The 13,270-nt window shown below is 72.7% G+C and carries 10 protein-coding genes; 6 read left to right on the top strand and 4 right to left on the bottom strand.

The window, feature by feature from the left end:
• Window positions 1-325 precede the first annotated feature (325 nt).
• The 5 genes from I4Q55_RS05560 (at window position 326) to I4Q55_RS05540 (ending at window position 7,299) form a co-directional block, all read left to right on the top strand.
• The gene (locus I4Q55_RS05560; protein ID WP_307793122.1) at window positions 326-1,072 is read left to right on the top strand and encodes an FCD domain-containing protein; all 747 of its coding nucleotides are present in this window, start codon (window positions 326-328) and stop codon (window positions 1,070-1,072) included.
• An 80-nt stretch (window positions 1,073-1,152) separates the two neighbouring features.
• Complete coding sequence (locus tag I4Q55_RS05555; RefSeq protein WP_206784903.1) at window positions 1,153-2,511, top strand: RICIN domain-containing protein; 1,359 nt, start codon at window positions 1,153-1,155, stop codon at window positions 2,509-2,511.
• A complete protein-coding gene (locus tag I4Q55_RS05550; protein ID WP_374194446.1) occupies window positions 2,504-3,544 on the top strand; it encodes a LacI family DNA-binding transcriptional regulator in 1,041 nt (346 codons plus the stop codon). The genes I4Q55_RS05555 and I4Q55_RS05550 overlap by 8 nt, the downstream gene beginning before the upstream one ends.
• A gap of 20 nt (window positions 3,545-3,564) precedes the next feature.
• A complete protein-coding gene (locus I4Q55_RS05545; protein ID WP_206784902.1) occupies window positions 3,565-4,995 on the top strand; it encodes an arabinofuranosidase catalytic domain-containing protein in 1,431 nt (476 codons plus the stop codon).
• 459 nt (window positions 4,996-5,454) lie between these two features.
• Window positions 5,455-7,299 carry an RICIN domain-containing protein gene (locus tag I4Q55_RS05540; protein ID WP_206784901.1) on the top strand — a complete coding sequence of 615 codons (1,845 nt, stop codon included), beginning with the start codon at window positions 5,455-5,457 and terminating at the stop codon, window positions 7,297-7,299.
• Between the two features lie 22 nt (window positions 7,300-7,321).
• Here the strand turns inward: I4Q55_RS05540 and I4Q55_RS05535 are convergent, their stop codons facing one another.
• Window positions 7,322-8,512: an oxygenase MpaB family protein gene (locus I4Q55_RS05535; protein WP_206784900.1), complete on the bottom strand. Its 1,191-nt coding sequence runs from the start codon at window positions 8,510-8,512 to the stop codon at window positions 7,322-7,324.
• Window positions 8,513-8,660: 148 nt separating this feature from the next.
• On the opposite strand from I4Q55_RS05535, the gene I4Q55_RS05530 reads away from it, so the two are divergent.
• On the top strand, window positions 8,661-9,818 hold the full coding sequence (locus I4Q55_RS05530; RefSeq protein WP_206785040.1) for a TetR/AcrR family transcriptional regulator: 1,158 nt from the start codon (window positions 8,661-8,663) through the stop codon (window positions 9,816-9,818).
• Between the two features lie 17 nt (window positions 9,819-9,835).
• Here the strand turns inward: I4Q55_RS05530 and I4Q55_RS05525 are convergent, their stop codons facing one another.
• From I4Q55_RS05525 to I4Q55_RS05515, 3 genes are all read right to left on the bottom strand, one after another.
• A complete protein-coding gene (locus tag I4Q55_RS05525; RefSeq protein ID WP_206784899.1) occupies window positions 9,836-10,276 on the bottom strand; it encodes a hypothetical protein in 441 nt (146 codons plus the stop codon).
• A 156-nt stretch (window positions 10,277-10,432) separates the two neighbouring features.
• Window positions 10,433-11,437: an SDR family oxidoreductase gene (locus I4Q55_RS05520; RefSeq protein WP_206784898.1), complete on the bottom strand. Its 1,005-nt coding sequence runs from the start codon at window positions 11,435-11,437 to the stop codon at window positions 10,433-10,435.
• Window positions 11,434-13,236, bottom strand: a complete 1,803-nt coding sequence (locus I4Q55_RS05515) for a thiamine pyrophosphate-requiring protein (RefSeq protein WP_206784897.1) — start codon at window positions 13,234-13,236, stop codon at window positions 11,434-11,436. Before I4Q55_RS05515 ends, I4Q55_RS05520 begins: the two co-directional genes overlap by 4 nt.
• Between the last annotated feature and the right edge of the window lie 34 nt (window positions 13,237-13,270).

The raw sequence follows: 13,270 nt of genomic DNA, 5'->3' as shown, positions 1-13,270 counted from the left end.
CCGGTACCCGGCCGGCCGGCGCGGTGCCGGACCGGCCACCGGTCGGCGGTGGACCGGGCGGGATGTGTCGGACTCATCCGCCGGCGGCGGGGCTCGGCCGGCGATCGAAAGTTTCGAGGGTGCTTGACGGTTTTCCGTTGGTGGGTCGGTGATCCATGAGAACAGCGCGCCTCCACGGCGTCAAGCGATGAGCATGCTCATTGCTCCGTCCCGGTGCCGCGGCGGGCGCCGGGGATGTAATTTTCAGGTCGGTCTGACAAAGATTGACCGGATGGCGGGTGAGCGAGGTAAGGTGCTGCCCGGAGTTATTGGTCATACTCATTGCGTGACCCGTGACGAGGAAGTAGTAGCACCGCCTGTCCCGTACCGCCCCGGCTACGAAGTCGTGGCGGAGCAGATCCTCCGGCTGATCGCCGAACTGGAACTGCGGCCCGGCGATCGGATGCCGACCGAGAACGAGCTGGCGGCGCGGATGGGAACGAGCCGGACCATGGTGCGGGAGGCCGTCAAGATCCTCTCGGCCATCGGCCGGGTGCGAGCGCACAAAGGACGTGGGCTGTATGTCTCCGACGACGAGGGCATGCTCGGCGGGTCCCGGTGGGGCGCGTTCTTCCTGCCCACCGATCTCGACCACGTCTACATGCTCTTCGAGTTCCGCCGGATCCAGGAGACGGCGGCCAGCCGCCTGGCCGCGGCCAACGCCACCCCCGCGGAGCTGCGCGCGATCGAGGCCGCCGCCGAGACCTGCCGGCACGGCCACCTGAGCGGGCAGTACTCGCTGTTCGACGCCGGCGACGACGACTTCCACGCCGGGATCGCCGCCGCGTCGCACAACCAGTTCCTCGTCGCGGCCGTGCGCGAAGCCCGCCGCCTGCAACGCCAGTCGAACATCATCGGGATGTCCGGCGCGATCGGCGGGCACGCGGCGGGCGCGATCGACGAGCACGCCGCGATCTACCGGGCGATCCGGGACGGCGACCCGGACGCGGCGGCCCACGCCGCCGGTGTCCACCTGGACAACACCCTGGAGGACTACCGCCGGGAGATCCAGCGCCGCCTCTTCGGCCGGTGACCATCCACTGTGGACCAGCTTTGCTCCGGGGTCCCCCGCCCCGGAGGACGACGACGTCCGAACACCGAGGGAGCCATGTGATGGTGAAGCGCAGATCCCTGTTCGCCTCCGCCGTGATCGGAGCCGTGCTCGCGCTGGGGGTGAGCGGCACCGTGCAGGCCGCCCCCGCCGGCGCCGACCGGCCGGCCTCGGTGGCCGCCGGCACCGCGGGCTGCGGGAAGGCCCCCGGGCTGGCGAGCGGCAACCACACGATCTCCAGCGGCGGCCAGAACCGCAGCTACATCCTGCGGGTCCCGGCCAACTACAACAACAACCACCCGTACCGGCTGTTCATCGGCCTGCACTGGCGCGGCGGCACCATGAACGACGTCGACTCGGGCGGGAGCGACGGCTACAACTGGTCGTACTACGGCCTCCGCCGGCTGGCCGACAGCTCGGGCAACAACACGATCTTCGTGGCGCCCCAGGGCAACGGCAACGGCTGGGCCAACCCCGGCGGCCAGGACGTCACGTTCATCGACGACCTGCTGCGCCAGGTCCAGGCCGCGCTGTGCGTCGAGACGACCCAGGTGTTCGCCGGCGGCTTCAGCTACGGCGGCGGCATGAGCTACGCCCTCGCCTGCGCCCGGCCCACGGTGTTCCGCGCGGTCGCCGTCTACTCCGGGGCGAACCTCAGCGGGTGCAACGGCGGCACCCAGCCCGTCGCCTACATCGGCATGCACGGCCTCGGCGACAACGTCCTCCCCATCTCGCTGGGGCGCTCGCTGCGCGACCAGTTCGTCCGGAACAACGGCTGCACCCCGCAGAACCCGCCGGAGCCCGCCGCCGGCAGCCGGACCCACATCGTCACCGCGTATTCCGGGTGCCGGGCCGGGTACCCGGTCGTCTGGGCCGCCTTCGACGGCGGGCACGACCCGGGTCCGAAGGACGGCGGCGGCAGCGGCTGGCAGACCTGGACCTCGGGTGAGGTGTGGAAGTTCATCACGCAGTTCGGGTCCACGCCCTCGACGCCGCCGGTGCAGGTCGGCGTGAACTACCGGCTGACGGCCCAGCACAGCAACAAGGCCGTCGGGATCACCGGCGCCTCGACGGCGGCCGGCGCGCTCATCCAGCAGGAGCCGGCCAACGGCGGGCTCAGCCAGCAGTTCGACTTCGTCGACTCCGGTGACGGCTACTACCGGGTCCGGGCGCGCCACAGCGGGCTGGTGCTCCAGGCGGCCAACGCGAACAGCGGCGCCGACATCAGCCAGCAGGCCGACACCAACGCCCAAGCCCAGCAGTGGCGGGTGGTCGACCAGGGCGGCTCGGTGAGCCTGGTCAACCGGATGAGCGGCCTGGCGCTGGACGTGTGGGGCGTCTCGACCGCCGACGGCGCGCGGATTTCCCAGTGGACGTTCACCGGGAACGCCAACCAGCGTTTCGCGCTCCAGCGTGTCTGAACCGGTGTCCGTCGCCGATTCGCGGGACTTCCGTCCCACCCTGGCCGACGTCGCCCGCGCGGCCGGGGTGTCGATCGCGACGGCTTCCCGCGTCCTGAACGGGTTCCCGCGGGTGAGCCCGGAACGCCGCAAGCAGGTGGAGTCCGCGATGCTGGCGCTCGGGTACGCCCGCCAGCGGGCGGCGCGGGCGCCCAGCGCGCGGCACACGGGCTCGATCGCGCTGGTGGTCTGCGAGGAAGTGCCGCGGTTGTTCACCGACCCGTACTTCCCGCGGATCGCCGCGGGGGTCGGCCGGGAACTGACCGCGGTGGGGGTGCAGCTCGTGCTGCTCACCGTGCCGGCCACCGACGACTACCAGTCGCCGGTGGTCCGGTACCTCGACGGCGGGCACGTCGACGGCGCGCTGGTCGTCGGCATGCACGGCCGCCGCCCGCTCGACCTCGACTGGCTCGGCATCCCGGTGGTGTTCGGCGGGCGGCCGGTCCAGCCGGGGCGGACGGGCCGGCTGCCGTACGTCGACGCGGACAACGAGGGCGGAGCGCGGCTGGCGACCCAGCGGCTGCTCGACGGCGGCCGCCTCACCGTCGCGACCGTCGCCGGGCCGCAGGACATGACCGCCGGCGTGGACCGGCTGCTCGGGTACCGGCAGGCGATGGCGCGGACCGGCCGGTACGACGAGAGCCTCGTCGTGTGCGGGGACTTCGGGCAGGCGTCCGGCGAGTACGCGACGTCCCGGCTGCTGAGCCGCCGTCCCGACATCGACGGGATCTTCGCCGCGTCCGACATGATGGCCGTCGGGGCGTTGCGCGCGCTGCGCCGCGCGGGGCGGCGGGTGCCCGAGGACGTCGCCGTCGTCGGGTTCGACGACCTGCCGATCGGCTGCTGGACGGACCCGCCGCTCACCACCGTGCGCCAGCCGGTCGAGGAGATGGGTGCCCGGATGACGGCCGAGCTGCTGGCGATGATCGACGGCGCGGCCCCGCGCCGGAGCACGGTGCTCGACACGGAGCTGGTGCCGCGCAAGTCGGCGTGACTGTCCACAGAGGAGGAATCGTGCGCGTGTTCGTGGTGGTGGCCGCGATGCTGCTGACGACGCTGGCCGGGACGGCCCCGGCCGCGGCGGCCGCCGCGCCCCTGGTGGGCGAGGCGTCCGGGCGGTGCCTGACCGTCCGGGACGGTACCGGCGCGCTGGAGATCCGGGACTGCTCCGGCCAGGCCGGGCAGGCGTACGAGTTCACCGCTGCGGGGGAGCTGCGGACGCTGAACGGCACCCGGTGCGTGGACGCCTACGGCGGCCAGACGTCGGCCGGGACGGCGGTGATCAGCTGGTCGTGCCACGGCGGCGCGAACCAGCAGTGGCGGCAGAACGCCGACGGGACGATCAGCGGCGGCCAATCCGGACTGTGCCTGGACGTGACGGGTGCCGGCACGGCCAACGGCACGGCGGTCGTCCTGTGGACCTGCCACGGCCAGGGCAACCAGCGGTGGAGCACCGGGACGACACCGCCGGACCCGGGCGGGACGGCCCCGTGCGACATCTACGCGTCGGGCGGCACGCCGTGCGTCGCGGCGCACAGCACGGTCCGGGCGCTCTACGGCAGCTACGCCGGAAGCCTTTACCAGGTAAGGCGTTCGTCGGACAACACGAGCCGGAACATCGGCGTCCGGGCCGCGGGCGGCACCGCGGACGCGAGTGTCCAGGATTCCTTCTGCGCCGGGACGTCGTGTGTCATCACGGTGGTGTACGACCAGTCCGGGCGCGGGAACGACCTGTGGTACCAGGGCTCGAGCGTGGTCCCGGGCTCCAGCCAGAGCAGCCCGGCGAAGGCGACGTCGGAGTCGCTGACCGTCGGCGGCGCGAAGGCGTACTCGCTGTACATCAACCCGGGCAACAGCTATTGGCGCGACGGGCACCTGACGGGCGTGCCGACCGGCAGCGCGCCGGAGGGGATGTACATGGTGACGAGCGGAACGCACGTCAACAGCGGCTGCTGCTTCGACTACGGCAACAGCGAGACGACCAGGAAGGCCGACGCGGCAGGCGCGATGGACGCGATCAACTTCGGCACGCAGTGCTGGTTCGGCGGCTGCCAGGGAACGGGTCCGTGGGTGCAGGCCGACCTCGAGTGGGGGCTGTACCCGGGCGGAAGCCAGCAGTGGAACCCGAACCAGCGCGCGCTCCCGAGCAAGTTCGTCACGGCGATGCTGAAGAACAACGGCACGTCCCGGTTCGCGCTGAAGGGCAGCAACGCCCAGGCGGGCAGCCTGATCACGATGTGGGACGGAAGCCTCCCGACCGGCTACAGCCCGATGAAGAAGCAGGGAGCGATAGTGCTCGGCAGCGGCGGCGACTGCTGCAAGCCGGGCGGCGGCGCCAACCTGAGCGCGGGAACGTTCTACGAGGGGGCGATGGTGGCGGGCTACCCGTCGGACGCGACGGACAACGCGGTGCAGGCGAACGTGGTGGCGGCCGGCTACCGCTGAGCCGGGGAGGGGTGGGGAGGGGGCTTTCCTCGCGGGGACGGGAGGAAGCCCCCTTTCTGCTGCGCGCCGGCGGGCGTCGGGTCGGGGTGCGGGCTCGCCGGCGGGGCTGCGCTGGACGGCGGGGTGGCTGCTCCAGCCGGCCGGGCCTGCGTCACCCGTACGCCCGCTGACAGCCCGCTGCCCGGGCCCACCACCCCGGCCGAGCCCACCACCCCGGCCGAGCCCGCCATCCGCCACCCGCTCCCGCCACCCCGGCCCGCGCCCACCCGCCGGCCCGGCTCCCGCAGCGGCGTCCACCCTCCCGCCGAGGCCGTCCTCGACCAAGCCCACCCCGCCGAACCGGTTCGCCTCCATTTGGCCGATTGTCGGTGAATACCCTGCGGCGTACGTTCCTTGGTGGTCGAACCGGTTCGATGACGGTGATCGACCTCCGCACGTCCACCGCCAAAGGAGCTGTTCGTGGACACCTCGCGTCAGCGGCCCCGCGTCCGCCGTGGCCTGGCCGCCCTTCTGATCACCGGTGCGCTGACCGGTGCCTCCGCCGTCGCCCTCTCCGTGCCGGCCCGGGCCGCGGACGAGTCGATCTCCGTCGACTTCTCCGTTGCCGGTGGCGCGCCCACCCACCGGGCTTCCGGGTGGATCTACGGCATGACCGAGAACGCCGCGAACCCGCCCGACCACTTCTTCCGGGACGTCGGTTTCCAGGCGATGCGGGCCGGCGGCGCGCAACTGGACAGCCCGGGCGGCTGGGTTTCGGGCAAGTACGACCGGCGGTGGAACGCCACCCGCGCCCAGCTCCTGCGCACCCGCGCGCTCGGCGGCCAGTTCGTCCTGCTCGTCCACGACCTCTGGGGCGCGGACGGCTACCCGATCTCCCGCTTCCCCGGCGACAACGGCGACTGGTCCGACTACGACGCCTTCCTCACCCGCCTGATCAACGACGTGCGGGCGACGGGCGCCCCGGTGGAGTGGGACATCTGGAACGAGCCCAACATCACGCTGTTCTGGAACCGGCCGCAGAGCCAGTACTTCGCCATGTGGCAGCGCGCCTACCAGCGCATCCGGGCGGCCTTCCCGGCGCAGCCGATCGTCGGCCCCAGCCTCGCCGGGGTTCCGGCGACCTCGGCGAGCTGGTGGACGCAGTACCTCGACTTCGTGCGCGGCTCGAACACCGTTCCCGACATCGTCAGCTGGCACTCCCTGCCGGGCGATCCGGTGGCGAACGTCGCCGCCGCCGACGCCTCGCTCGGCTCGCGCGGCATCCCGCACCCGCGGCCGTACCAGATCAACGAATACGGGGCGACGAACGAGCAGAACCCCGGTGACGGCGCCTGGTACATCGCCCGCCTCGAGCGCGCCGGTGCCGACGGCCTGCGTGCCAACTGGGCCAGTGGCGGGAACCTGCACAACGACCTCGCGAACCTGCTCGTCCGCAACTCCGCGGGCCGGTACCTGCCCAAGGGCGAGTGGTGGGCCTACCGCTTCTACGGCTCGCAGACCGGCCAGATCGTGGCCTCGAAGCCGAGCCCGGCCTACGACCCGTTCGCCACGAAGGCGGCCGGGGTGGCGAAGGTCCTGGTCGGCGGCGGTGGCACGACCGGGAACGTCGCGGTTGCCCTGCAGCGCCTGGACACCACCGCCGGCGTCGTCCAGAACAATCAGGTGCGGGTCGTCGTCCAGCAGTTCCCGTTCAACGGCGGGGCCGCGGTCCAGAGCCCGGTGACCATCCGGGACTCGGTGGTGGCCGTCTCCGGCAACGCCCTCACCGTCAACCTCCCGCACACGGCCATCGACGACGCCTTCGGCATCACCCTGCTGCCGCCGTCGGACCAGGGTTTCCAGTCCGTCGCCGTCGCCCAGCATTCCCAGCAGTGCCTGGACAACACCGACGGCGGCACCGCGGACGGCAACCGTCAGCAGCAGGACGTCTGCGAGGGCGGCGCGCAGCAGCTGTGGGACTTCCGGCCGGTGCCCGGCGTCGCCGGCGCCTACACCGTCGTCAACCAGCAGAGCGGCAAGTGCCTCGAGGTGGCCGGCGCCTCGGCCGCCGACGGCGCCGCCGTCCAGCAGCGGACCTGCGCCGACGGTGCCACGAGCCAGCAGTTCTCGCCGCGCCGGGTGACCTACGGCGGCAACGATTCGCACGACTACCAGCTCGTCGCCCGGCACAGCGGCAAGTGCGTCGACGTCAACGGCGTTTCCACCGCCGCCCGCGCCGCGGTGATCCAGTGGACGTGCCGGCCGGTCACCCAGAACAGCCCGCTCAACCAGACCTGGCGGCTGTGGGGCCGGGGCCCGGCCTGACGCTCCGCCGGTCCGGCGCTCCTCAGGCGCCGGGCCGGTTGCCGGTCGGGATCGTGATGGGCGTGCTCGTCGAGGACGTTCCCTTGTTGAGGAACAGCATGGCGAGCGCGCGGACGAACTGGTCGAAGAGGTAGAAGCCGGCCGGGGCGATGGGCAGCAGGCCTTCCCGGAAGGCGATGTACGCGGGCCACCCGGTGCGGATCAGCGCGGCCGCCGCGTAGTCGCGCGGCAGGCCCAGCCAGTCGCCGACCTCGTTGCTGAGCACGTACCGCACGAACTCGTCGAGGAAACCGCGGGTGACGCCCAGGTCGATCTGCGCGGTCAGCCCGAGCAGGTCCGCGGCGAGCTCCTTGCCTTCGGGCGTCGGGGCGAGCAACGGCGTGAGCACCTGGGCCGACTGGGCGTCCGCCGCGGCCCACGTCTGCGGGATGAACTCGTCCCGGACGCCGAGCAGGTGCATGGCGACCTGCCACTGGTGCAGGAAGGCGGCCTCGTCGGCGGGCGGCATCGGGACGCGCCACTCCTTGAGCTTCCGGTGCACGAAGGTGCCGAGGCTGTGGAAGGTGACCAGGATGTCGCCGTTGCTGATCGGGATCCGCTCGTCGGCGACCGCCCGCCAGCGCGGTGACTGCGGCAGCAGGTGCCGCACCGCCGCGTGCACCAGGCGCGTCTTGTTGGCCGTGACGACGAACTGGCCGCTCGGCTGGAACGCGTTCAGGTCGCCCAGGTCGTAGCCGAAGGTGAACGTCTTGGCCGCGCGGTCCTGCATGTCGGCCCCGCCCGCCGACCAGTAGACCGACCGGGCCTCCCGCGGGATGACCGTGCTCATGATGCCGCTGCCGAGGCCGTAGAGCATGAAGAGGTAGGTGTCCTTGCGCCGGTTGAAGTCGGCGGCGCGGCGCAGCTTGGCGGGGTCGGCCCAGGAGGGCAGCCGGTTGACCCGCTGGAGCCAGGAGGCGAGGTCGGCGGGCAGGCCGGACGGCAGCGGGTCGGCGTTGTCCACCCACGACCGCAGCGCGGTGTTGACCGCGGGGACCCGGCCGCCGTCGACGATTCCCGCCATCAGGGCGTCGACTTCGTCGTCCCACACCCACCACGGGTCGGCGCCCGCGGCCGTCGCCGTCGGCGCCCAGGCCGGGACGACGCTCGCCGCACCGGCCAAGCCCAGCGCGACGCCGAGCGAGAGCGCGTTCCTCCTGCTGAGATTGCTCATTTACTTACCTAGCTTCCTTGATAGGTAATAGGCGCTTCGCGAGGAGATTCCTCATTAACATAGAAGGTGACTCGCGGGTGGGCAAGACCCGGCGGTCCTGTGGTTGACTGGCACGCATGGCCCGTCGCACCCCGCTCCGGCCGCCGCGGTGACCGCCGAGCCGGCCGCGGCCGTCCGGCCGCGCAACCGCAGGCAGCTCATCGTCGAGGCGGGCGCCGCGGTGTTCAGCGAGCGCGGCTACCACGCGGCGTCGATGGAGGAGATCGCGGCGCGCGTGGGCATCACCGCGGCCGCGCTGTACCGGCACTTCCCGAACAAGTACGCGTTGTTCGCCGAGTGCGCGAACGTCATGGCGGACCGGCTCGTCGCCGCGCTCGCCGAGGTGCCCCCGGCCGCGTCCCTCGACGCGATCTTCGCCGCCGTCACCCGGGTGACCGTCGCCCACCGGGAGACCGGTGGCGTGTACCGCTGGGAGGCCCGTTACCTCGAGCGCGAGGACCGCCGGCTGCTGGCGGGCAAGTTCGCGCACGTCGTCGACCGCGTGGCGGACGCGGTCCGGCGCGAGCACCCGGGGCCCGACGAGCACCTGCGGGCCGTGGCGGCCCTGGGCGCCATCGGGTCGGTCACCACGCACCACAACGCGATCGCCCAGCGCCGGGTCGAGGACCTGCTGCGGACGGCCGCCCTGCGCGTCGCCGCCACGGACCCCGCCGCGGCCGGGCCGGTCTTCGCCGAGATCCCCGCCCCGCCGGTGCCGCGGACCCGGCGTTCGGAGATCCTCGCGGCGGCCGTCCCGCTGTTCGAACGGGACGGCTTCGCCACGGTCACGAACGGCCGGATCGCCGAGGCGGTGGGGCTGGTGCCGTCCGCGCTCTACCGCTACTTCCCGGGCAAGGCCGACATCCTGGCCGCGGCGTGCCTGCAGGCGGCGGGGCTGCTGGCCCAGGCGGTCGACCACAACCTGCGCGGCAGGACCGGCCCGCACGACGCGCTGAGCGCCCTGACGGCGACGTACGTGGCGTACAGCTTCGAGCACAGTGCCCTCAACAGCGTGGCCAACGCGGAAATCGCCGGCTTGCCGGAGGCGCTGCGCCGCCCGCTGGTGGCGGCGCAGCGCGAGCACATCGCGGTGTGGGAGCAGCACCTGCGGCAGGCCCGGCCGGACCTCGACACCCGTGGCGCCCGGGTCCTGGTGCACGCGGGCTTCGGCGTGGTGGTCGAGGCCGGCCGGCGGCTGCGGTGGGCGGACAGCCCGGGGCACCGTGCCGCGGTGGCCGCCTTGCTGGTCAGTGCGCTCGGGGTGTGACCCTCACGTCGCGCTGATCACCTCGCGGGCGGCGTGGTCTCGCACCGCACCTGCGGCGCGGCTTCGGTCCCGGAGGCCACGCAGCCGACGACCCGGCCGGGCGCGGGAACGGGATAGCTGAAGAAGATCGGCCCGTCGGCGTCCGAGCCGGCGGAGAACTTGACGACCGTGTGCTGCCGGTTCCCGCTGCCGTGCAGGGTCTTCGAGTAGTACGTGGTGTGCGGTCCGATGGCGGTGCTGACGCCTTCGCCGTCGTCGTCGAGTTCGTGGACGTTGAGCACGTAGTTCCCGGTGGTGTACTTGCCTTCGGTCTCGTGCCCGGCGTCGGCGGGTGTCGCGCCGGCGACCTCGGGCGAGACGGGATCGGCGGCTGTGGCGATCACGGTGGCCCCGGCACCGACCACGGCGACCCCGGCCGCGGCCGCGGCGACGACGACTCGCTTGGCGGTGAACTTCATGGCCCCTCCTCCCCGCCTGCCGATCAAGCTAGGGGAGGGAAGGGCCCGGTCACCTCGGCCGAAGGGGCGGTTCGCGCGCGGCGGCCTCGTCCTTTCGGCCGATGCCCGGCGGCACCGGCCGGATCGCCGTCGGGCTTCCGGCCGGCCTGAGCCCGGTCACGACCGCGCCCGCCGCCACACCGCCAGCGCCGTCGCGGCCAACGCGCCTCCCGCCGCGGCGACGACACCGTGGTGCCGGCTCGCCCACAGCTGCACGCTCCGCGGCGTCGCCTGCCCGTCGAACTGGCCGTGCGCACCGAAATCCCGCCCGCGGTCCGCCGGAGCCCACAGGTTCTCCGGCTGCCCGGCCGGCTTCTCCGCACCCGTCTGCTGGGAGCGGTACCCCGTCCGCGCGAGGTACCGGTCGAGCACACCCGGGGCGACGGCGTTCGCGAGCAACGTCCCCACCGTGCTCCCACCCACCCAGTACTCGCGCCGGCGCGGGTGGCCGGCCGCGTGCACCACCGCCCGGGCCGCGACCTCCGGCTGGTAGATCGGCGGCACCGGCTGGGCCTGGTGCGGCAGCTTGGAGCGGACCCACGAAAACTGCGGCGTGTTGACCGCGGGCAGCTGCACCATCGTGGTGCGGACGTGGCTGCCGTCGTGCAGCAGCTCGCAGCGCAGGGCCTCGGTGAACCCCTGGATCGCGTGCTTCGCGCCGCAATACGCGCTCTGCAACGGGATTCCGCGGTACGCCAGCGCCGAGCCGACCTGCACGATCGTGCCGCGGTCGCGGGGCTTCATCCGGCTCAGGGCGGCCATCGTGCCGTGGACGTACCCGAGGTAGCTCACTTCGGTGACGCGCCGGAACTCGTCCGGCCCGATCTCGTCGAACGGCGCGAACACCGAGGTGAACGCCACGTTCACCCACACGTCGATCGGGCCGAGCTCCTGCTCGGCCCGGGACGCGGCGGCGTCGACCTGGTCGAAGTCGGCGACGTCGGTGGGGAGGGCGAGCGCCGTCCCGCCGGCGCGGGTGACGTCTTCCGCGGCCGCTTCGAGTCCCCGCTTTCCGCGGGCCAGCAGGGCGACCCGGGCCTGCCGGGCGCCGAACGCCCGCGCGACGGCGCGGCCGATGCCGCCGCTGGCCCCGGTCACGACGACGACCTCGGCGGTGCTCACGGGGTGCGGCTCTTCCCGCCCGGCAGGAACTCCTGCAGCTTCGTCTTGACGCCCTGCGCGACGACGTGGAACGCGTCCGGGTCGCCCTTGAGGACGGCCTCGGTCGCCGACTTCACCTGCTCGAAGGTGGCGTGCGGCGGGATCGGCGGCACGTCGGGGTCGCAGCGGACGTCCAGCACCGCCGGCTTGCCCGCCGAGAGCACCGTCTCCCACGCCGTGGCCAGCTGGTCCGGCTTGTCGACCGTGACGGCGGCCAGCCCGAGCGACAGCGCGAACCCGGCGTAGTCGACGTCCGGCAGGGTCTGGGACTCCTCGAACTTCGGCGCGCCGCCCATCGCGCGCAGCTCCCAGGTGACCTGGTTGAGGTCGTTGTTGTGGAACACGCAGATCACGCAGCGCGGGTCGCTCCAGAGGTGCTGGTAGCGCGCGATCGTGATCAGCTCGGCGAGGCCGTTCATCTGCATGGCGCCGTCGCCGACGAGGGCGATCACCGGCCGGTCCGGGTGGGCGAACTTGGCGCCGATCGCGTACGGCACACCGGGACCCATCGTGGCCAGGGTGCCCGACAGCGACCCGCGGATGTCACCGCGGATGCGCAGGTTGCGGGCGTACCAGTTGGTCGACGAGCCGGAGTCCGCGGTGACGATGGCGTCCTCCGGGATCCGCTTCGACAGCTCGGACACGATGGCCATCGGGTTGACCGGCTCGGCGGCCACCGCCGCTTCCTTCTCGACGGTCTCCCACCAGGAGGCGACGTTCTTCTCGATCGTCTCGCGCCACGAGGAGTCCGGCTTGCTCGCCAGCTTCGGCAGCAGCGCCCGCAGCGTGGCCGCGCTGTCGCCGACCAGGTTGACCTCGGTCGGGTAGCGCATCCCGATGAACCGGCCGTCCAGGTCGATCTGCACCGCGCGTGCCTGCCCGAAGTCCGGCAGGAACTGGCTGTACGGGAAGTTCGAGCCGACGATCAGCAGCGTGTCGCAGTCGCGCATCAACTCGTAGCTCGGCCGGGTGCCGAGCAACCCGATCGAGCCGGTCACCCACGGCAGGTCGTCGGGCAGGACGTCCTTGCCCAGCAACGCCTTCGCGACGCCGGCGCCGGTGACCTCGGCGACCTGGCGGACCTCCTCGGCCGCGCCGCGCGCGCCCTGGCCGACCAGGATGGCGACCTTCTCGCCGGCGTTGAGCACCTCGGCCGCCGCGTCGAGGTCCGCCTCGGCCGGGACCGGCCGGGACCACGCCGTGCTCGGCGGGCTGGAGGGCACCTGCTTGAACGCGTGCTGCGGCGGCGAGTACGCCTCCTCCTGCAGGTCCGCGGGGATGATCAGGGCGGTCGGGCAGCGGGACGACTCGGCCGTCCGGATCGCCCGGTCGAGCGCGTTCGGCAGCTGCTCGGCGACGTTGACCTCGACGAGGTATTCGCTCGCGACGTCCTTGTAGAGCGCCTGGAGGTCGACTTCCTGCTGGTAGCTGCCGCCCATCGCGCTGCGCGCGGTCTGGCCGACGATCGCGACCACCGGGACGTGGTCCAGCTTGGCGTCGTAGAGCCCGTTGAGCAGGTGGATCGCGCCCGGGCCGGACGTCGCCATGCAGACGCCGACCTTGCCGCTGAACTTCGCGTAGCCGACGGCCGCGAACGCGGCCATCTCCTCGTGCCGGGCCTGCACGAAGCGGGGCTGGTTGTCCGCCTTGCCGAACGCGGTGACGAGCCCGTTGATCCCGTCGCCCGGATAGGCGAAGACCTGGTCCACGCCCCACTCGCGCAGGCGCTGGAGCAGGTAGTCACCGACTGTCTGGCTCATGAGTACTCCCTTTGGCGTGCGGTGCCGCTTCGGT

Origin of the sequence: Amycolatopsis sp. MtRt-6, assembly GCF_017308975.1 — a bacterium.
Classification (GTDB): Bacteria; Actinomycetota; Actinomycetes; order Mycobacteriales; family Pseudonocardiaceae; genus Amycolatopsis.
Note: the sequence above shows the minus strand (reverse complement) of the source record. Positions and strands in the feature narration are given on the sequence as shown.